Below are 18,910 nucleotides of genomic sequence, written 5' to 3'. Positions count from 1 at the left end.
GCCCCCTGCTCCAGGCCGGCCAGAGTCTCCAGTGGGCAGGGTTCGACCCGGCGACCCATGTGGTAAAGACGCACATCGGCACCGGTTCGAACGAAGAAATCGTGAAGCGTATGTATCGGCTGCATGGGGGCTCCCTTTCGTGCGTGCACTCTACCGTGGAGAACGGTCCGTTGTCAGCCACCTGCGGGTGGGGAATCTCACCGGTTGATCAATAAATGACCACGCCTGGCAGAGGCCCGGGTTATCTGCTACCCAGGCGGCTTTCCATAGCTTATCCACAGGCTCTTGCAGTGAAACTGTGAACAGTGCGGCTGGCCAGGTGGGGCTACTGGCTGGATAATGAGGAGAAATGCATTGCCGGAACCTGACATGACCGTTCACGAAGAACTCGATGTCGCGTTACGCCGACTCGAGGCCACCATGAAGGCCACCAGCATGTGGCGTATGGAAGCCCCCAAGCCAGAGGCTTACGAGAGTCGGCAGCCATTTTGTATCGACACCATGGAGCTTCCGCAGTGGCTGCGTTTCGTGTTCATTGCCAGGCTCGACGCCCTGATCGAAGCCGAGGCGCCGATGCCGGAAAAGTGCGATGTGGCCCCGGTGCTCGATACCTTCCTGGCCCAGCAGGGAGCCCGTGCTACCGACCGTTTGCTGCTATGCAAGGCCGTGGAGGAGATCGACCGCCTGGTCACCGAGAATTGAAGGGCAGCTGTGGGTTCGAACGCAATGAGGCCCACCGAGTCAAGATGGGCCTCATTGCGCTATGAACGGATGTCTCAGAAGCGATAGCTGATACCGGCCATGAAGACCCAGGGGTCGATGCTGACCTTGCCCACATCCGTGCCGTTCAGGCTGGCGTCGGTATCGATGTCGATATACCACGCGGAGGCGTTGAGGCCCCAATTGTCATCCAGCCGCACGTCGAGACCCAACTGGCCGGCCAGGCCCCATGAGCTACTCAAGTCCAGATCGACGCCATCGATGGCAATCTCTTCACTGAAGAAATGCGTGTAGTTGAGGCCGATACCGGCATAGGGCTGTACCTGTGAGCCTGTGCCGCCCAGCGGGTAATACTGAACGGTCAGCGTGGGCGGCAGATGCTTGGTTGATGCAGCATTCTCGCCATCAAGGTGAATGTCGTGCTTGAACGGAAGTGCGGCCAGCAGCTCGACGCCGAAGTTGTCGTGGAACAGATAGCCAAGGGTAAAGCCCAGGTTGGTGTCGCTGCGTACGTCGACATCAATGGCGCCGTCAACCAGGCTGCCGTTGTCGCTCTTGGGGTCGACATGGGCAACGCCCACGCGGGTGATGAAGTCGCCTTGGTTGTAGGCGAGCGCCTGGCCGCTGGCCAGAAGGGCAGTGGCAGCGAGGCCGGCAGTAACGAGCGTGGGAAGAGCGTGCTTGCGCATGAGTCGACTCCTGTCGTTTCAAAGGAGCAGCCCTGGGCTGCTATCGAACGAATGCAGTCTACTCAGCGTCTGAGGGTTGATTCTTGATCCAAGGCAATAGTTTTATCTGAAACAAAAAGAGCATTTCATATATTTGTTAGTAGGTTGTGCTCTCAGCAACGAAAACGCCGGGCCCATGGCCCGGCGCAGACTATCCGTCAGGTTCGCTTAGAAGCGGAACGTGACGCCGCCGCCAATGGTCATCGGATCCACTTTTACGGTACCGATGGCTCCATCATCGCCAGAGAGCCGTGCATCGACATCGGCGTAGTTGGCGAAGCCGTTGAGCATGAAGTTGTCGGTCACGGCCAGATCGATCCCCACCTGACCCACGGCGCCGTAGGAGCGACGCGCATCGACGCCTTCGGGTTCACCGGAGAAGCGGGTGTAGTTGAGACCCGCGCCGAGGTAAGGCTGCACGCGTGAATCGAAGCCGCCCAGCGGATAGTAATTGACCAGCAGGTTCACCGGCATGCGATCGACGGTGCCGAGATCGGCGCCACCCAGAGCGATATCGTGTTCGAACTTCTCGGAGCTGTTCAATTCGATACCGATATTGTCGGTGAGCAGATGACCGGCGCCGAAGGTGAAGCCGCGAGCGGTGCCGAGATCGAAATCGGCATCACCGGCTTGACCGTTATCCGAGCGGACGTCGGACTGAGCGACGCCGCCGCGCACGAAGGTATCGCCGGCGCTATAGGCCAGTGCTGCCTGACTGGCGAAGGTGAAGCCGGCAGCGAGGGCAACCACGGGAATCAGACGAGTCGGTTTCATTACAATGACCTCCTGGTTTCGGCTAAGGCCGGAAAGCCCGGCGCCTTGACACTTCCTAACTATACGAACACTGTTTCTAAATGTCTTGTTTAATTTTGTTATCGACTGGATAGCGATGATTGATGGGCGCAATCGCTGTCCGGCTAATATCAAAGACACGAATATGATAAAAAAAGGGAAGTTTTGTATAGCTTTTGCTGCGCCGCATCGTGGCGCAATGAGCCGGCTGCAGCTAAGCCTTTTAGAAAGAGGAGGAAGAGCATGTTGAGAGTTGAGGCTCAGACCCCGCCCATGTGGCTTACGCTGGGGGCGATGCTGGTGGCTGCTGGCTTGGCACTGTGGCTCTTGCTGCGTCCTGATCTCATCGGTGGGTTGGCCATGCCGCTGCGGCTGCCGGCCATTGCGCTGGGCATGTGGGCGCTGGGTGCGGCCTTCATGCAGCCGCTGGGGCTCGAATTCCGGCGGCACTGGCAGCGGCGTGCCACCAGCCCACCGCTGAGCCTGGCCGCATTGGCCGTCTTCACGTTATTAGTGGTGGCACGTGCGCTGTGGCTGTCATGACGGAGCGACGAGGTAAGAAAAGAAAAGCCGCCCTCATGGGCGGCTTTCGCTTGTAGCAGGCGATGCCCTGCGATCACGCTTCATCGAAGGTATCGAAGTCGGCCGTCACGCGCAGATCCGGTTCTTCTGTCGCCAGGCTCGCCACGACGATGGCGATATAAGCCAGGATCACGCCGGGAACGATCTCGTACAGATCGAAGAGGCCGCCGGACAGCTCGGCCCAGATGACTACGGTCACGCCACCAGTCACGATGCCGGCCAGTGCCCCCCACTTGTTCATGCGGCGCCAGTAAAGCGACATGATCAGCGCCGGACCGAAGGCGGCACCGAAGCCGGCCCAGGCGTAGGCCACCAGGTCGAGCACCGTGGCATCCGGGTTGAGCGCCAGCAGGTAGGCAACGATGGCAATGGCGATGACCGCAAAACGCCCGACCCACACCAGCTCGGTCTGGCTGGCTTCCTTGCGGAATATCGCCTTGTAGAAGTCATCGGTCAGCGCAGAGGATGAGACCAGCAGCTGGGAATCGGCGGTCGACATGATGGCAGCCAGAATGGCGGCGAGCAGAATGCCGGCAATCACCGGGTGGAATATCAGGTTCACCATTACCATGAACACCGTCTCGCCATCGGCCAGGTCGCGCTGCACGAAGCCTACACCGAGCAGGCCCACGGCCACCGAGCTGATCAGGGCGATGGCGGTCCAGGTCACTGCGATACGGCGGGCGGCAGGGATGTCGCGGTCGCTACGGATGGCAGCGAAGCGCGCCAGGATGTGTGGCTGACCGAAGTAGCCCAGGCCCCAGGCCAGCGAGCTGACGATACCGATGAAGGTCAGCGCCTCGCCGGTGGAGGCGTCGCGGAACCAGGCGAGCATGTACTCGCTCTCCGCCGCCAGGGCCGCTGCTGCCCCGGTTGTGCCACCCAGGTCGCCGAAGGCGATGATCGGCACGATGGCAAGGGCCGCGGCCATCATCAGCCCCTGGATCAGGTCGGTCCAGGAGACTGCCAGGAAGCCGCCGAAGAAGGTGTAGGAGATCACGGCAATGGTGCCGATGGTCACGGCCAGGGTGTAGTCATAGCCGAATACCGTTTCGAACAGCCGGCCCCCGGCAACCAGTCCGGAGCTGGTATAGAAAAGGAAGAACATGAGGATGAAGATTGCCGAAATGACCCGCAGCAGCTGCGACTTGTCGCGGAAGCGGTTGGCGAAATACTCCGGTAGCGTCAGGGCGTCGCTGACCTTGAAGCTGTAGAGTCGCAGGCGACGCGCCACGATCAGCCAGTTCAGCCAGGTGCCGATCAGCAGGCCCACGGCGATCCAGCTTGCCGAGATGCCGCTGACGTAGGCCGCACCCGGCAGACCCAGCAGCAGCCAGCCGGACATGTCCGACGCGCCGGCGGAAATCGCCGAAGTCCAGGGGCCCAGCGAGCGCCCACCCAGGATGTAGTCGGACAGGTTGGTCGTGCGCTTGTACGCGACGATACCGATGCCGAGCATCAGCAAGAGATACACCACGAAGGTGAAGCCGATAGCCATGTTGTTCTGAACCATTGGGGGTTCCTTCAATGTTGTTGTGGTCAATGACGAGCCGTGTCACTCGTCTCCCAGCGCAAGCAGTGATGCATTGCCGCCCAGTGCGGCAGTGTTGACGGTCACGGTCTTTTCCGTGGCGAAACGCAGCAGGTAGTGCGGTCCGCCTGCCTTGGGTCCGGTCCCGGAAAGGCCCTGGCCGCCGAAAGGCTGTACGCCTACGACGGCGCCGATGATATTCCGGTTTATGTAGACATTGCCAACGCGAATCCTCTGTGCGACGAGCTGGGCAAAGGATTCATTGCGGCTGTGTACGCCAAACGTCAGCCCATACCCCTTGGAGTTGATCGAATCGAGCACCTGCTCGATTTCGCTGGCCCGATAGCGCACTACGTGCAGAATCGGACCGAATTGCTCACGCTCGAGTGCATCGATGGCGTCGATACTAAAGGCCATGGGCGGCACGAAAGTACCGTTCGCGGTATGGGCCGGGTCCAGGCGGGTCTCGGCCAGCAGGCGCCCCTCGGCCTTGAGCTTCTCGATATGCGCCATCAGGTTTTTGCGCGCATCCTCGTCGATCACCGGGCCAACGTCGGTGCCCAGGTCACGAGGGTCGCCTACGTGGAGCTCTTCCATGGCGCCGCGCAGGATTTCGATGACCCGGTCGGCCACATCCTCCTGCAGGTAGAGCACGCGCAGCGCGCTGCAACGCTGGCCGGCGCTCTGGTAAGCGGACTGCACCACGTCGGCGACGACTTGCTCCGGCAGCGCGGTTGAATCGACGATAAGTGCATTCATGCCGCCGGTTTCGGCGACCAGCGCCGGCAGCGGGGCGTTCTCGCGAGCGGCCAGGGCTCGATTGATGATCTGGGCGGTATCGGTTCCACCTGTAAAGGCCACTCCGGTAATGCGCGGGTCGGAGGTCAGCACGCTACCCACGGTGGGGCCGTCACCCGGCAGCAGCTGCACCACGTCCCGCGGCATGCCGGCTTCGTAAAGCAGCTCCACCACGCGATGGGCGACGATGGATGTCTGCTCGGCCGGCTTGGCCAGCACGCTGTTCCCGGCCACTGCGGCCGCCACCATCTGGCCGCAGAAGATCGCCACCGGGAAATTCCATGGGCTGATGACGGCAAAGACTCCTTTGCCGCCCAGCATCAAACGGTTCGATTCGCCGGTGGGGCCGGGCAGTTCGAGCGCCTCGCCGAACTGCTCCTCCGCGCGCATGGCGTAGTAGCGGCAGAAGTCCACCGCTTCCTTGATCTCGTCGACGCCGTCGATGAGCAGCTTGCCGCCCTCACGGGAGCACAGCGTCATCAGTTCGGCCATGTTCTCTTCCATCAAGTCGCCCAGGCGGCGAATGATGGCGGCCCGCTTGGCCACCGGCGTCGCTTCCCAGCGAGGGAAAGCGGCCCAGGCGGCGTCCACGGCACGGGATGCCTGGTCGCGGCTGGTCCATTGCACGCTGCCGACTCGCTGGCGGCGGTCATAGGGACTGAAGACCTCGTGCACGTTGGCCGGGTCCCGCGTGGCCTCGAAGGCGAGCAGCGGGCCGACTTCATAGCTGCGCTGCATGAAGCCCGACATGGCCTTCATCAACGGTTCGTAATGGCTGCGCACGTTGAGGTTGACTCCCCTCGAGTTGCGTCGTTTTTCTCCGTAGATGTCCTTGGGGAGAGGGATCCTCGGATTGGAGAAGGTGCGGTACTGACTCAGGGTGTCCACCGGGTGCACGCACAGCGATTCCACCGGCACCTTGGGGTCTACCAGCTGATGCACGAACGATGAGTTGGCACCGTTTTCGAGCAGGCGACGCACCAGGTAAGGCAGTAGGTCCTTGTGAGCACCTACCGGGGCATAGATGCGGCAGTACGTACCCATCGGGGCGCGCTTCAGTGCGGCCTCGTAGAGCGCTTCACCCATGCCGTGCAGGCGCTGAAATTCGAAGGGACGAGTGGCTTCATCCGCCATCTCGAGGATAGTGCTGATGGTATGGGCGTTATGGGTGGCAAATTGCGGAAAGATACGGCCCCGAGTCTGATCGGAGAGCAGAAAGCGAGCACAGACCAGGTAGGCGACATCAGTAGAAGCCTTGCGCGTATAGACCGGATAGCCCTCCACTCCAAGCTGCTGCGACTCCTTGATCTCGCTGTCCCAGTAGGCACCCTTGACCAGGCGCACGGGAATTTCATCGCCCTGGCGTTCGGCCAGGCGGTTGAGGTAGTGCAGCACCGGCAGGGCACGCTTGGAGTAAGCCTGCACCACCAGGCCGAAGTGGCCCCAGCCCTTGCAGGTATCGCTCTCGTAGACGGCGCGGAACACCTCCAGCGACAGCTCCAAACGGTCTACTTCTTCGGCATCGATGGTAAGTGCCACGTCGCGCTGGCGTGCCTTGGTCACCAGCGCTTTCACGCTGTCTACCAGCTCATGCAGTATTTGCTCGCGACGGCCGAACTCATAGCGCGGATGCAGCGCCGAAAGTTTGATCGATACGGAAGGCGCCGGGGTGCGGTCGGAGAGCTTGGTGCTGGTCAGTCCGACCCGCTCGATGGCACGAGCATAATCATCGAAGTAGCGCTTGGCATCGACACGGGTGCGTGCCGCCTCGCCCAGCATGTCATAGGAATAGGTATAGCCTTTGTCGAACAGCGGGCGGGAGCGCTTCAAAGCTTCATCGATATCGCGCCCGAGCACGAACTGCTTGCCCATGATCTTCATTGCTTCATACATGGCGCGACGAATCACCGGCTCGCCCATGCGATTGACCAGCCGATTGATGAAGCCCGTGGGCTTGCCGTCGTCGCGTGGCTTGTCGAGAGTGACCACGCGGCCGGTCATCAGCAGGCCCCAGGTCGAGGCGTTGACCAGCCAGGAGTCGCTTTGACCGATGTGTGCCTTCCAGTCGGCCGGGCCCAGTTTGTCCTCGATAAGGGCATCGGCAGTGGCGGTGTCGGGAATGCGCAGCATGGCCTCGGCCAGGCACATCAGCATCAATCCTTCATGGGTATCGAGGCTGTATTGCTGAAGCAGCTCGTCGATGGCGTCGACGGCGGTATCCATTTCGCGGACTTCTCGCACGAGCTCGGCGGTCTTGCTGGCGATCCGCTTAAAGTCCTCGGGGTCGGCGCTGAGTACGTTGACCAACTCCTGGACGAAGGCTTCCTCGTCCACGACATAGTGTTCGCTGATGCCTGAGAACAGGGCATCGAGATCCCGCTGCCAAGTGGCAGCGCTGAGCATGGTTTCGGCGTTGAGCATAGAAGTCCCCTGAAGGTCGCCCGTCCTGAAACGGCAATGCGCCAGATGCCTGGCGACTTGCCCGGACAGAGGGTTGTCACCATTGACTTTAGGGTGGGCTTAGGGGGTCTGCTTGCCAAAAATCCGGAAGAATTTGCAGATTCCGTGGCAGATTGCCGCGGTTGGATTGAAATTGCGACTTAAGTCGTATGTCGTAGCCGGTTTGGGGCGGCGGCGGCCGACCGCTCCAGAACGGCGCGACGCAGTTGGCTGGGTGGACAGCCAAAGGCGCTGCGAAATGCATGTGAAAGGGCGCTCTGATGCGAAAAACCCGTGCTTACCGCAATTTGAGATAGCGGCATGCGGCTCTCTTCGAGCAGCCGTCGGGCGGCTTCAAGGCGGCGCCTGCGCACATACTGCCAAGGGGAGAGGCCGGTCTGTTGACGAAAGCGGCTGCTGAAATGCGCTTCGCTGAGGCAGGCCTGCGCGGCCAGGTCGGCCACCGCGATCGGGGCGGCCAGGTGACGGTCGATGTAGCGATCGATCTTGCCCAGGTCGAGCTGACGCAGTTTGGATGAGCCGTCTCCTCCCAGCCTGGCGTGCAGACAGCCGAGGAAGGTGGCGGCCAGGCGATCGGATTGGGCGTCACCCAGTCCACCCTGGCTGCTCTCCTGCTCGAGCAGAAGGAAGTCCAGGTAGTACTTCAATGGGGTATCGAGGGCAAAGAAGCGTGGGGCATCGAAGAGGCGCGACAGCTCGTGATGATAGCCGGTGAGCGAAGGAGCATTCGCTGGCAAATCGAGTATCAGCTGACGGTTTTTCCCCTGGCCGACATAGTAGTGAACATGGTTGGCAGGCACGATGCACCCGGAAAGGGCGGAAATGGCGCCACCCAGGCCCTCGATTTCGAATTCTGCCCGACCCTGCAGGCCGATGACGATCTGATGAAAGTCATGGGCGTGGTGCTGTGTGGAGGTATCGAGCGGAATCTGGCGAATGACGCTGGACATGAGGGCCTCCCGCTAGTAGCTGGCGTCGAGCATACCATACTCGATGCACGGCCTACGCTACGACTCGTTGCGTTGACGTTCCCGCAGCCGTTGACGGGAAGCGAGATGGTCACGCAGCACCTTGAGTTCTTCCTGCCCCGCCTTGTCGAGCAGGGGTTTGCCTTGAGCGAGTTGCCAGGGGCGACCGTGCTCCTGCATCACATGCTGGGCGCGACGCCGCACGCCATCGAGGTAATCGTCGTGGCGAATGGGATAGTTGAGCACGACGTTCCACTCGGTCTCTCCGACCTGGTTGGCCAGGGCCTTGTCGAAAAGCTCAAGCAGCTGTTCCGGTTCGGTGCGATAGCGAGGCGTTCGCGAGAACAGCAGAATCAGCACCATGCCGCCGATGACGAACAGGCAAACGGCAAAGATGAGCAGGAAAAGAGCCATGGTAAAGCCACGCAGGAAGAGAGGTGCGCAATCATCAAGGTCGCGGTAGCGAAGGTTTTGCGACATTGGCTGGAGCGGGTGAAGGGAATCTCCCAAGACCCGGTGTATGCCTTAAAAATCAACTAGTTGCTGATGGGGGGTAGCCATCCGATGGCATTCCTGTAGCCACTCGTGCAGCCACCAACAAGGCTGATTGTACGGGTGCCGCTCTGGCTACTCAACCTATCGCCTCAAGTGAAGGGGAAGCTGGCCGATAAGCATGGCATCCGGTCCATGTCTTGAGTAGCACAGCCTACCTGTGTGATTCGTGCGGGGCCGTCACTTCTTAACTCGGCGACAATGAGGCTCCTAGGTGACAATTAAAGCAGTGGTGGCATGTGCAGAGCGGAGCGGGACCAAGTTGGCCTCTATTGCTGTGGGTGGTGCAGTCGGTATGTTCTTCGGTGGAGTCTTTCTCCTACCGGTGGTGGTTCTTGTCGAGATGCTGGGTTTTGCCGATGTAATAGATCCTGCTAGCCCCTGGGTATGGGCTTGGTGTGGAGCAATGGGCGGGTTCTTTTTTGGGAGCCACTCGGAGGCGAAGCCTAAACCCCAAGGGCGGACACCGGCAGCCAAGGAAGAACCCAAGGAGGAGCCACTGGACCCATGGATAGCAGTGGAGATGTGGAAGAAAGGGAAGTTCGAGTACGCCCAACTTATAGACCTCTGCGAATATCAGCAGGGACAGGGACACGCAGATAGTGCCGCTTGTCTGGGGTGGCTCTATGAGTACGGGGATCCAGCCGCCCCAGGTTCATATGATCACGGCAAAGCGGTTGGCTGTTACCGAACAGCAGCCCTGCTCGGTCATGACACAGCTCTTGACAGATTGCTCGCTATTGAGCAAGCAAAGGCCGAAGCTGAGAACCCCAAAGAAGACAAGTAAAAAATAAATAAGCCCTTTGTTGAGAGTGTAAGTCATTCTCAACTAGTGGGCTGTTCTGGTTAGCCCATCATCAGATACGGTCGAGGTAGAAACCCGTCCGATTCCACGCCAGCTCTACCAGACGTGGCACCCTCAGGAAGACCCCATAGAAGCTCATCTCCAGTTCAAACCCGCCAATTGTGATAGTCATTTTTGGTATTCCCGATTGCGTGAAAGAGGCTACTTTTTATCACGAGCAATACTTTCAATAACTTAGTTACGTTGGCGTAACTGTTCCGCTAATGTATGGAAGGCTTACGGTGCCTCGATTCTAAGTACCCTACAGGCTCGCTTCACCGAAGCAGGAGAAATGCCGAAGTGATCAGCCGTTGCCTTGATGCTGGCGCTGTTCTCCTGACGCCACTGAGCAACGGCTTTATCATCGATGACCTTCTCTCTGCCAAGATGCTTTCCCTCAGCCCTGGCTCGCTCCAGCCCCGCCAGTTGCCGCTCCTTGATGTTCGACCGCTCCAGCTCAGCGAGTCCCGCCAGCATGGTCAGCATCATCTTGCCCATGGGAGTTGAGAGGTCGAAGCCTTCACGGATCGAGAGTACCGCCACTCCCTTGACCTTGAGAGCCTCGACCGTCTCCAGCACATCGATGGTGTTCCTTCCTAGACGGTCGATGGCATAGACCACCACCGTATCGCCTTCCCTGACGTAGCTCAGGAGCTGACCGAATCCAGCCCTGTCCTTGGCCTTGATCGCTCCTGAGGTCGCCTCATCGCTGAACCAGCGGGACACCTTGTAGCGGCTCTCGATAGCGTGACGCTGGGCGTTGGTGGTCTGATCATCGGTGCTGACACGGACATAGGCGATGGTGACGGACATGGCTGGCTTCCCCTGCTAGTGGCTCATAAGGCTTGGCTCACAATCTACAGGGTGGCTCATAAGAAAGCAACGGCTTTGATCCAAGGTGGAGGACCTTCGCCTCGATTGGCTCACAGGGTATACCTTCTGAGCCAGACAGGAGCGCTCACAGGAGGCTCAGGAACAGCCCTTCAGCGTGCGCGAGGAGAGAGGCAGGGCGATGACATGGGCCAACTGTAACGCGCCTCCTGTGGCGCTGTGGGGCGTCCTGCTCAGCCCTGCTACCCACCCCCTTCCTTTTGATGTGTATAGGTGGTGCCCCTCGCTGCTTGAAGGGGCCGACAGGGGGGCAGGGGGGGTAGAGCTGCAGCGTAACCCGTGGGTGTCGGCTCAGATTTGTGCCACAAAATCAGGCGGGGACTACACCACCGAAGAGACCACCTTCAGGGACTCCGCATCTATCGAAGTGGTCGCGGGTGTCACCGGGCTGGAAGTGGGCCATGGCGAAGGTGTTCCCATAGGCTGCTGCCATGGCCATCCTGTCCGCCAGCTCGTTCATGGGATGACCATTGTGGGCCTTGATCCAGCGGACCTCCACGGAGTGGCACATGAGGAGAGCATCCAGCTCACGCCACAGGTCTTGGTTCTCCACGGGCTTCCTCTGGGCATTGACCCAGCCCTTGGCCTTCCATCCCTGGAGCCACTCGTTACAGCCGCGAGCGACATAGTTGCTGTCCGAGTGAACGATGGTATGAGCAGCTGCCCAGTCAGGTCGGATGGCCTTCAAGGCTTCGATGACAGCGGTCAACTCCATGCGGTTGTTGGTAGTCGGTTCCACCTTGCCGCTGAGGCGTCGTTGCTCCTGCGGGTAGTCCAAGATGGCTGCCCATCCACCGAAGGCGAAGGGTGAGCCGTTGTTGATGCAGGAGCCGTCCGTATAGATGGTGATGGTGGCACCTGCAGGGGTAACAGGGTTGATGATGTGCATGATCGTATGTCCTCATTGTCGAAGGCGACAGCTCCCCTCAGACAACGGACCCAGCGAACGGACATACGCCGTTGCCTGTCTATCGCCTTCGAGAATGTCACTGGGGTTAACTTGAAGAGTGGCTTGGGGAAAGCCTTGGTTGAGCTGACAAGGGTCAGTGATGGTTACCACTACCACCAGTATTCCTATCCCTGACAGAACATTCCTGACCAGCGAGGAATATTTCTTCCTTTGTCAGTTGTTCCATTGTCAGAAATGTGGTATAGAACCCCCCTCTATAGGTGTGTCTTTAAGTTGCATCTATAGGTGGGTCTGGTTTGGGTATACACGGGTGGTGATGGTCAGTAGTAGGTAGTCACTCAGGGTCCATGCTTGGGCTGGGCGTCATGTCTTTCTTTATGAGTCCGCTTTGCACTTCTTTCCTGTAACTGTCCAGTAATTGAACGTCGCCGATCTTGCTGGTAACGTGCTTGATCGTGTTCGGCCTGAATCTGCTTGGCCTGTGCCAGTACCTTCTCGAAGTAAGCCAGTGGGTTGGTCAGCAGATCATCAGCAGCGTGGTCTGCTACGGCGATGCCTTGGGTCTGACCACGGTCGAAGAACTCCACGACCTTGAGGTGGAACTTGGGGCTGATCCACATGGCATAGGTGTAGACCAGCTCCTTGCAGACGTAGGTGCCCGTGATTCCCCGGCCCCGCTGCACACGATAAGCCCTAGTAGACCGATTCTGGCCTTCTAACTCAGCGAGGAGTCCTTGGAAGGAGTCGCTGCGGGTGAACCTTGCGGGCTTGTGCTTCTCTTCCCCACCCGCAGCCTTGTGCAGGTCGTTCAGGCAGTAGCGCCCTTCGGCGTCAGTCTTGATGGTGGTGTTGGCGATGATGAGTGCTTGTTATCGGCCCAAGCATTCCTTGATAGTAATCCCATGGAATTTTTCGAGAAATTTGAAGGTTTGGTCACGCTCTGAATTCAGTCTGATTCCTCTGACCATCAACAGTGCAAACCCCCCATTGGACACTTTTTCAAGTCCTGTTATCAACTGATTGCAACGGGCGTCTTTTCGAGCGGCATGGGAATTGTAGGTCATTGCAGCAGCAATGATCAGAGCGCTGATAACGAGGGCTGCAGAGCTGTTAAATTTCTGACTCAACGTTGTGTCCCTTTGGAATTTCTGGGGCTGTGATGGGAAGAATGGTGGAATCTGTTTTCTCAACTTTGAGGGAGCAGGGCTTCGACCTGAATCGCTTCCACGGCTTTGAGCCTCGCCTTGAAGTCCGGACCACGGTGATAGACCTTGCTGGCTGTGGTCAGCCCGCGTTCATGACCCGTGACCCAGACCACGAGCTGCTCTTGGAAGCCAGCTCCGAGCATGATGGTGATGGCGGTGGTCCTAAACGAGTGAAAGCCTATCTTCCTGCCTTCCTTGGGAATCGTCTTCCCGGTCAGCCGAGAGAACCACTGGGAGTACTTCGGTCCCTTCTTCCCATCGGTACGGTTCGTTGCACCAGCTTCGGGAAAGAGGTACTCGGACCCTGCCGCTTGGGCTTGCTTGAGCTGCTTCAGTATCAACGGCTTGATGGCGGGGTGTAGCGGGACGTCTCGCGTAGCATTGCTGTTCTTTCCCTTGCCCTCACGGACTGACAGGCACCAGACGCCTTGCTGCTGGATGATGTCGCTCGTCTTGAGTGAGCATAGTTCTTCGAGCCTTGCGCCTGTGTAGAAGCCAAGCCGGGGCAGTAGGTAAAAGATGCCGTCATTGCTTTCCGTGGCCTTGAAGATCGCCTCGACGTCATCGCGGGTAAACTGGTCGTAGCTCTTCACGGTGGCCTTGGGGTTGAGGCTGTGCCCCTTGAAAGGGTTCCCGGTTGGTAGCGGCTCTTCCATGGTGTACTCGGCGTGACGCCACAGGGCCGATAGGCCAGAGAGGTAGTTGGCCACGGTCTGCTTGGTCTTGCCGATGTTGAGCTGGTCCGTGATGAATTCCCTGACCTGCTTGCGCGTCATCGTGACTAAAGCCGCGTCTTCTGTCTCGAGGTTGTCGAGGAAGAGCTGCACGGCATGGCTGTTCTTCGAGCGTGTGGAGTGTTTCCGCTCGATGAGAGGGGAGTGAAGCCAGTCTTCGAGGGCAGCCTTGAGGGTGAGCCTGTACGTCTCCGGCGTCTCGGTTGTGCTCATGTAGCGCAAGGCGTCCTGTTCGATCTCTGAGAGCTTCTCCGGCTCGATCACTTCGGTCAGGTACGGTCCATCAGGATCACTACTGCGCAGCTCCTGGTCAGCCTCTGTGAACCGCTCACGGGCAGCCAGGAACAGGCCGCGCCGCTTCGCCTGGGAGAGTTCCCCTGTCAGCGAGGCTTCCAGATCCGACAGCTCAACCAGCAGCCGGTCCCTGATCCGACAAGCGTCATCAAGGTCGCCTGTCTGGGTACTCTGCTGGAGCATCTTCTTGCCGAGGTGCTGAGCGAGGGTAGGGGAGAGCCGCTTCTGGACGAACCAGACGTTGCCTCTCATGCGAAGGTGTCGGGAGTCGGCTGGCTTGCCTCTGGCCATGGTGATGCTCCGGTGCGCTTGTGGAAGATCGCGGAGCATACAGCGGAGCGGGGGAGAAGTGTAGCCACTTCTGTAGCCATTCCTGTAGCACCTAACCCCATGATTAGTAGGGAAAACCTTGTGTATCAACGGCTTAGGTGGCTACTGGAGCGGGTGAAGGGAATCGAACCCTCGTCTTAAGCTTGGGAAGCTTCTGCTCTGCCATTGAGCTACACCCGCAGGGCAAAATCGATAGTAATCTCAACATGCTAGGCCGTGCAAGCTAAGTATACTTGTCTAATTTTTTCGTCCATTTTCCCCTGATAAGTGCCTGTTTTGCCTATTTCCCCCGAGAAACCGTTAGACACTTTTTCGCTCATTTCACCGGCCTGATGGTGCGCTTTTTTCGACGGTAGTGCTGGCGCGTGGTGCTGGGGCTGGTGTGGTCGAGCAGCTCCTGTGCGCGCTGTTCCGAGTCGGCATCGCTGCCTACCTTGGCCCGCAGGTCGTGCCGGGTGAACGGCTCCTCGAGGTCGGTTTGCTCGATGGCGTTGGCCATGCTGCGCCGCCAGCTCTTGTCCCATGTCGGGGTGATGCCGCTGGGCTGCACGTAGCAGGCGCCGCGGCGGTTGGGCAGCAGGTAGAGGCTGGGAGTGGGCTTGCAGGCGCGGGCCTCATCGATGGCAGCCTGCAGGGCGGTGGTCATCTCGAACACCACGGGCCGCTGGTTCTTGCTGACGTGGATCGTGAGCGTGTTCTCGGTGATGTGCCCTTCCATGATCCGCAGGCAGTCGCTCTTCCGAATGCCGGTGAGCATGACGATGGCGGCGAACGCCCGCTGCTGGCGCGTGGCCACGGTCTGCCAGGCGGCCAGCTCCCAATCCTCGACGTACCGATCCCGCGCCTTCTTCAGCCCCTCACGCTGGCCGTAGTACTTCACCGTGCCCTTCAGCGGGTTGCGCTCCAGGGCGCCCCAGCGCACGGCAGCGTTCATCACCTGGTTGGCCACCTTCAGGTCGGTGTTCGCCACCTGCATGCCTTTCTTCTTGGCCAGCGCATCCATGTAGCGATACATCACCTTGGGGGTAATGCTGCCGGCCGGGTTGTGCCCCAGGCCTTTGCGCAGCCGGCGCAGTGCCACGGCATAGCCGTTCTGGGTGCTCACGCCTCGAGTCGGCAGGATCTCGGCCTCGTAGCGATCGATCAGGCTCGACACCTTCTCGGTCATCTGCAGGTCCTGGATCTCGGCGAACTTGCGCAGCGACTCGCTGTAGGTCTTGCCGAGCCGGTACCAGGTCTTGCCGTCGAACATGTCGCGTTCGTGCCGGCGGGGAAGGTAGTAGTAGGCGCCGTGCTTGTGCTGCCAGCGCTTGGGCATGTCCTTCATGAGTCAAGGAACCCCATATCGATGCTCGCTTCTTCGTGGTGGGCGTCGTTCGCCGCCTCGACGCCCATGGCTCTCTCGTAGGCTCGCCGGTCTACCTTGGGCCAGCCCTCGGCGTCGACCCGGTAGGGTATCCCCAGGGCATCCAACTGCTGGCGCTGGGTGGCGCGCCTGGCGCAGCCGGTCAGCTCCTTGAGTTCGTTTCGAGACAGTACTAGTGCCATATCAGTCTCCTACGTGCTTACGCCCGCCCGGGCCCCGGCCCTTTTCATCCCGCCACTTCTGCTCGCTCTCGGCGATGCTGTCGGTCATGCGCTCACTTTGCTGGCGCTTGCGCTGCTGCAGCACTGCCGCCACTTCCGGCAGCTCTCGCACCTGCCTGAGCGTCTCCAGCTCTCGCCGCTGCTTCTTGATGATCCCCAGCGCCACGTCGGCCAGCTCCCAGAGATCCGCCGGCGTCTCGCCGTCGGCCCGCACCTTGCCCAGCCCGTAGCAGCCGCCGCAGGGCTTGGCCTTGTTGCCCTTGATCTGGTCGGTACCGGTGCCCAGGCATACCGGGCAATCATCCGGAGCGATCGGGCGCCAGTTGGCCTGCCAGTCGTCCATGGTGGTCAGGCTTTCCGTAACACGGTCGAGATCCTGGTAAACCACCAGCTGCTGGCCCTCAAGGGGGCCAGAGCCACAGTAGGTGGTGACCTGGCCGTAGCGCCCGCCCTGGGCACGGTGGGTGTGGGTGGGCTTGGTCACTCGGTGGGCTCCTCGCTGTTTTCTCCCTCTGGCTTGGGTGCGGCCTCTAGCATCATGCGCCAGTCCCATCGAGCAGTAGCCCGCTCCCAATTCCTTTCTTCATCACGCTCTTCTTCGCAGGCCGCCTCGACCATCTCCTCGGTCGGCTCCACCGGCACGCACTGCCAACCATCTGGGGTGTGGCGGGCATTCCATGAGTCGCCGTTCCTGTCGCCCTCGTCGCCTGATTCGTGCCTGCCGCCGCATTCGGTGCATGCGACGATGCAGCTTTGTCGCCGATCACCCAAGCGCTCGAATTCGGCCTTACCTCCGCAGAAGGGACAGGGTTTCAGTTTGCTCATGATCTCGGCTCCTTGTCGTTCTTCTTGCTGGCGCTGTGAACCAGGCGCAGGGCTGGGCGGTGTGTCTGCTTGAGCTCGCTGGCGCCCAGGGCTTCCATGGCCTGCTGCAGGGCCAGGGTCAGCGCTTCGTTCTGCTCGAGCAGCAGGTCGATCTGTTTCTCTGGCGTGGCGGCGAGGATCCGGGTACCGCAGTCGAGGCAGCGGCCGCCTTCGTGTTCGCCCAGGTCGGCAGGCCAGCAGGTGGGGCAGTAGTTCATGCCACGGCCCTCTCTGCTGGCGCCATGTACCGGCACTCGTGGGCGAAGTTCGCCTCGACGATGGCGCGGGCCAGCGGTGGGCATACGCTGTTGCCGATTAGGCGCACCTGGTGCCGCTTTGCCAGCGGCTTGCCGTCGATCTCGGCAAACTGGTAGTGGTCGGGGAAGCCCTGGGCCTTGGCCAGCTCATGCGGCTGGAACATGCGCGTGCCGATGTCGGTGATGGCGTAGCTCTCGCCGTCGATCGTCACAGTGACCAACTGAAAGCGGTCGGTAGTGGTAATGGTCGGCACCGGCTTACGCAGATCCCGCCCTGTCTCACCTGACCCGCTGCCGTAATAGGGCGCCAGGAAGGCTGCGACCAAGGCTGGTTTCTTTCCGCTGACTTGGGCGGCCGGCACCAGTGATACGGTAACGAGGCCATTGTGGTCGGTGGCAGTGATGGTCGGCAGGGGGTTGCGCAGGTCGTCACCGATCACACCGGTGTAGTGCTTTGCAACGAAGGCGGCAACCTTGCCGGACTGACTACCCGGTCCCGCCGGTACCGGGGCAATGAAGGGGTCTTTTGCCTTAATCACGAATCGCACCACGCCGTTGGCAATGCGAGCCAGGGTGGCATCAGCCAAGGGCTTCTTGCGGTCGAAGATACTGGGGCATGGGATGCTCCAATCGACACACTCAGCGGCTTGCCGCCATGGCTTGAGGCGGCCACGTCTCACTGCCAACGAGGCGGGGTCGCCATGAGTGGGTGCCGGCCAGACGATTGGCAGCCCATCTCGCCTGGCGATCAGGAAAAGGCGTTGCCGAATAGTCGGCGCGCCATAATCGCAGGCACGCAAGATGCGCCAATCGACCTGATAACCGTGACGCTTCATCGCTCGAACGAAACCTCTGAATGTCTGCCCCTTGCGTGCCGGGTCGCGCCGCGTTTTCCCGTCTGGCCCTTTGATTAAAGGCCCCCAATCGAGGAACTCCTCGACGTTCTCAAGCACCCCGACGCGAAACTTGGTCTTGGCTGCCCAGCGGGACATGACCCAGGCGAGGCCACGAACGGACTTCGAGACAGGGCGGCCGCCTTTGGCCTTGGAATGGTCCCGGCAATCGGGAGAGAACCAGCCGAGCCCCACCGGCATGCCATGAACGGCCTCTTCGGGATCGACGTCCCAAACATCACCGATGGCATGCTCGCTGTCAGGATGATTGGCATAGTGAACTGCCATCGCAATGGAGTCGTGGTTGATAGCCAGGTTTACCGGTCTGCCAAGCGCCTGCTCAATGCCCTCGCTGGCCCCACCACCCCCGGCGAAGTTATCGACCAGGCCTTCAGGGCCGAACAGGTTCATGTTGGTCACGCGCTCTTCCTCCGCTTGATTTCTTGCCGCTGGCGCATGCGTGCGCATGTTGCCGCCTTGCGGTTCTGGCTGTTTTTCTTGGCCCTGGCGCGCACGTGACGAGGCAGGTCGGCAAGGCGGTTATAGAGCGAGGTGGTGCTGACGGTGATCCCCTTGGCGGCAAGCTGGCGCTGCGCCTGGGGTACGGTCATCAGCTGGGCTTCGATGCAGTCGGTCAGCATCCGGTCGATCACTGGCCAGTCCTGACGCTTCCTCCAGCCGCGGCGCTCTGGCGTCATCAGGCCGATACGCTGAGCAGCACCTTGCACTTCGAGCTGGCCGCGTCCCAGGGCCTCGCCAACCTGGGCGTAAGTAAGCCCGGCATTGATCAACTGCTCGAGTCGATCCAGTTCGGCCCGGGGCCAGGCTCTCCGCTTGCGTGCCATTTGCCACTCCTCGTCTCGTCTTGCCAGGTCACTGGTCAGGCCGCCGTGGCGGGCTCACCGCTGCCCTGGGAAAAAGCCCGGCCCGTAGGCCGGGAGTTCTTACGCAGGGAACTGAAGGGGTGCTG

At 60.4% G+C, this 18,910-nt stretch carries 21 protein-coding genes and 1 tRNA gene; 4 read left to right on the top strand and 18 right to left on the bottom strand.

Annotation, left to right across the window (positions count from 1 at the left end; all coding sequences use genetic code 11):
- Positions 1-369: 369 nt before the first annotated feature.
- The gene (locus tag AC2VNO_RS06855) at positions 370-702 is read left to right on the top strand and encodes a YqcC family protein (RefSeq protein WP_486933427.1); all 333 of its coding nucleotides are present in this window, start codon (positions 370-372) and stop codon (positions 700-702) included.
- Positions 703-776: 74 nt separating this feature from the next.
- Here the strand turns inward: AC2VNO_RS06855 and AC2VNO_RS06850 are convergent, their stop codons facing one another.
- On the bottom strand, positions 777-1,409 hold the full coding sequence (locus AC2VNO_RS06850) for an OmpW/AlkL family protein (protein ID WP_486933426.1): 633 nt from the start codon (positions 1,407-1,409) through the stop codon (positions 777-779).
- A 207-nt stretch (positions 1,410-1,616) separates the two neighbouring features.
- Positions 1,617-2,222 (bottom strand): OmpW/AlkL family protein, encoded by a 606-nt coding sequence (locus tag AC2VNO_RS06845; RefSeq protein WP_486933425.1) that lies wholly within the window; start codon positions 2,220-2,222, stop codon positions 1,617-1,619.
- Positions 2,223-2,483: 261 nt separating this feature from the next.
- Between AC2VNO_RS06845 and AC2VNO_RS06840 the strand changes: the two genes are divergently transcribed.
- Positions 2,484-2,783 carry a hypothetical protein gene (locus AC2VNO_RS06840; protein WP_486933424.1) on the top strand — a complete coding sequence of 100 codons (300 nt, stop codon included), beginning with the start codon at positions 2,484-2,486 and terminating at the stop codon, positions 2,781-2,783.
- A gap of 73 nt (positions 2,784-2,856) precedes the next feature.
- Here the strand turns inward: AC2VNO_RS06840 and putP are convergent, their stop codons facing one another.
- The 4 genes from putP to AC2VNO_RS06820 all read right to left on the bottom strand — a co-directional run bounded on the left by putP (position 2,857) and on the right by AC2VNO_RS06820 (position 8,993).
- A complete protein-coding gene (putP, locus tag AC2VNO_RS06835) occupies positions 2,857-4,335 on the bottom strand; it encodes a sodium/proline symporter PutP (protein ID WP_486933423.1) in 1,479 nt (492 codons plus the stop codon).
- A 42-nt stretch (positions 4,336-4,377) separates the two neighbouring features.
- A complete protein-coding gene (putA, locus tag AC2VNO_RS06830) occupies positions 4,378-7,572 on the bottom strand; it encodes a bifunctional proline dehydrogenase/L-glutamate gamma-semialdehyde dehydrogenase PutA (protein WP_486933422.1) in 3,195 nt (1,064 codons plus the stop codon).
- A 179-nt stretch (positions 7,573-7,751) separates the two neighbouring features.
- Positions 7,752-8,561: a helix-turn-helix domain-containing protein gene (locus tag AC2VNO_RS06825; protein ID WP_486933421.1), complete on the bottom strand. Its 810-nt coding sequence runs from the start codon at positions 8,559-8,561 to the stop codon at positions 7,752-7,754.
- A gap of 57 nt (positions 8,562-8,618) precedes the next feature.
- The gene (locus AC2VNO_RS06820) at positions 8,619-8,993 is read right to left on the bottom strand and encodes a hypothetical protein (protein WP_228576019.1); all 375 of its coding nucleotides are present in this window, start codon (positions 8,991-8,993) and stop codon (positions 8,619-8,621) included.
- Between the two features lie 352 nt (positions 8,994-9,345).
- On the opposite strand from AC2VNO_RS06820, the gene AC2VNO_RS06815 reads away from it, so the two are divergent.
- Positions 9,346-9,918, top strand: a complete 573-nt coding sequence (locus AC2VNO_RS06815) for a hypothetical protein (protein WP_486933420.1) — start codon at positions 9,346-9,348, stop codon at positions 9,916-9,918.
- 294 nt (positions 9,919-10,212) lie between these two features.
- Here AC2VNO_RS06815 and AC2VNO_RS06810 read toward each other — a convergent pair whose 3' ends face one another.
- From AC2VNO_RS06810 to AC2VNO_RS06800, 3 genes are all read right to left on the bottom strand, one after another.
- Positions 10,213-10,788 (bottom strand): recombinase family protein, encoded by a 576-nt coding sequence (locus AC2VNO_RS06810; RefSeq protein ID WP_486933419.1) that lies wholly within the window; start codon positions 10,786-10,788, stop codon positions 10,213-10,215.
- A gap of 388 nt (positions 10,789-11,176) precedes the next feature.
- Positions 11,177-11,755, bottom strand: coding sequence for a ribonuclease HI (gene rnhA, locus AC2VNO_RS06805; RefSeq protein WP_486933418.1), 579 nt, complete (start codon positions 11,753-11,755; stop codon positions 11,177-11,179).
- A gap of 359 nt (positions 11,756-12,114) precedes the next feature.
- Positions 12,115-12,579 carry a KilA-N domain-containing protein gene (locus AC2VNO_RS06800; protein WP_486933437.1) on the bottom strand — a complete coding sequence of 155 codons (465 nt, stop codon included), beginning with the start codon at positions 12,577-12,579 and terminating at the stop codon, positions 12,115-12,117.
- Here AC2VNO_RS06800 and AC2VNO_RS06795 point away from each other — a divergent pair.
- Complete coding sequence (locus AC2VNO_RS06795; RefSeq protein ID WP_486933417.1) at positions 12,511-12,720, top strand: hypothetical protein; 210 nt, start codon at positions 12,511-12,513, stop codon at positions 12,718-12,720. The two genes, AC2VNO_RS06800 and AC2VNO_RS06795, sit on opposite strands and share 69 nt — an antisense overlap.
- 242 nt (positions 12,721-12,962) lie before the next feature.
- Here AC2VNO_RS06795 and AC2VNO_RS06790 read toward each other — a convergent pair whose 3' ends face one another.
- From AC2VNO_RS06790 to AC2VNO_RS06750, 9 genes are all read right to left on the bottom strand, one after another.
- Positions 12,963-14,300: a tyrosine-type recombinase/integrase gene (locus tag AC2VNO_RS06790; protein WP_486933416.1), complete on the bottom strand. Its 1,338-nt coding sequence runs from the start codon at positions 14,298-14,300 to the stop codon at positions 12,963-12,965.
- A gap of 145 nt (positions 14,301-14,445) precedes the next feature.
- A tRNA-Gly gene (locus AC2VNO_RS06785) sits at positions 14,446-14,519 on the bottom strand.
- A gap of 136 nt (positions 14,520-14,655) precedes the next feature.
- Positions 14,656-15,666, bottom strand: a complete 1,011-nt coding sequence (locus AC2VNO_RS06780; RefSeq protein WP_486933415.1) for a tyrosine-type recombinase/integrase — start codon at positions 15,664-15,666, stop codon at positions 14,656-14,658.
- Positions 15,663-15,887, bottom strand: a complete 225-nt coding sequence (locus AC2VNO_RS06775) for a DUF4224 domain-containing protein (protein ID WP_486933414.1) — start codon at positions 15,885-15,887, stop codon at positions 15,663-15,665. The genes AC2VNO_RS06780 and AC2VNO_RS06775 overlap by 4 nt, the downstream gene beginning before the upstream one ends.
- A 1-nt stretch (position 15,888) precedes the next feature.
- Positions 15,889-16,410: a hypothetical protein gene (locus AC2VNO_RS06770; protein WP_486933413.1), complete on the bottom strand. Its 522-nt coding sequence runs from the start codon at positions 16,408-16,410 to the stop codon at positions 15,889-15,891.
- A complete protein-coding gene (locus AC2VNO_RS06765; protein ID WP_486933412.1) occupies positions 16,407-16,751 on the bottom strand; it encodes a Lar family restriction alleviation protein in 345 nt (114 codons plus the stop codon). The genes AC2VNO_RS06770 and AC2VNO_RS06765 overlap by 4 nt, the downstream gene beginning before the upstream one ends.
- A complete protein-coding gene (locus AC2VNO_RS06760; RefSeq protein WP_486933411.1) occupies positions 16,748-17,008 on the bottom strand; it encodes a hypothetical protein in 261 nt (86 codons plus the stop codon). Before AC2VNO_RS06760 ends, AC2VNO_RS06765 begins: the two co-directional genes overlap by 4 nt.
- Positions 17,005-18,351: a DNA cytosine methyltransferase gene (locus AC2VNO_RS06755; RefSeq protein ID WP_486933436.1), complete on the bottom strand. Its 1,347-nt coding sequence runs from the start codon at positions 18,349-18,351 to the stop codon at positions 17,005-17,007. Before AC2VNO_RS06755 ends, AC2VNO_RS06760 begins: the two co-directional genes overlap by 4 nt.
- 5 nt (positions 18,352-18,356) lie before the next feature.
- On the bottom strand, positions 18,357-18,785 hold the full coding sequence (locus AC2VNO_RS06750; RefSeq protein WP_486933438.1) for a hypothetical protein: 429 nt from the start codon (positions 18,783-18,785) through the stop codon (positions 18,357-18,359).
- Between the last annotated feature and the right edge of the window lie 125 nt (positions 18,786-18,910).

It is taken from the genome of Halomonas sp. TH-94 (assembly GCF_057473365.1).
This window is presented reverse-complemented; position numbering and strand designations above follow the sequence as displayed.